The 491-nt window shown below is 44.6% G+C and carries 1 protein-coding gene; it reads right to left on the bottom strand.

What is annotated here, in order from left to right; all coding sequences use genetic code 11:
- Window positions 1–491 (bottom strand): DEAD/DEAH box helicase (locus A3761_RS06300; RefSeq protein ID WP_156491670.1); only part of this gene is annotated, 491 nt, incomplete at both ends.

Below are 491 nucleotides of genomic sequence, written 5' to 3'. Positions count from 1 at the left end.
GAGATTTCGTTGTTTCTGGTCTTTGTCTCCGTGTAATACACCAGCGCTAATTTCTTGTTGCTGCATGACACGGTAAACCTGATCTACTTGCTCTTTCGAGTTACAAAAGACAATGCTGTGACGATATGTTTCGTTTCTTAGTAGCCAGCATAGTAGTTGGTATTTGTGAGCGTTATCGTCAGCAAAGATGATTTGCTGATCAATTGATGTGTGAGTATCGCTTGTTTGGTTTAGCTCATACACTTTTGGCTCATCTAGCAACTGGTCTGCCAGGCCTCGAAGTGCTTTATTGGCTAGTGTTGCTGAATAGAGCTGCGTTTGACGCCGTTGATGACAGTGTTCTGAAATAGATAGAATCTCATCGCTAAAGCCCATGTCGAGTAAGCGGTCTGCTTCATCAAGTATCAGGATGTCTACCGAAGAAAGGTCTAACAGGTCTCTGGCAAGCAATTCAGACAAACGCCCCGGTGTTGCCACGATAAAGTGTGGCG

The organism is Oleiphilus sp. HI0123 (assembly GCF_001635315.1).
This window is presented reverse-complemented; position numbering and strand designations above follow the sequence as displayed.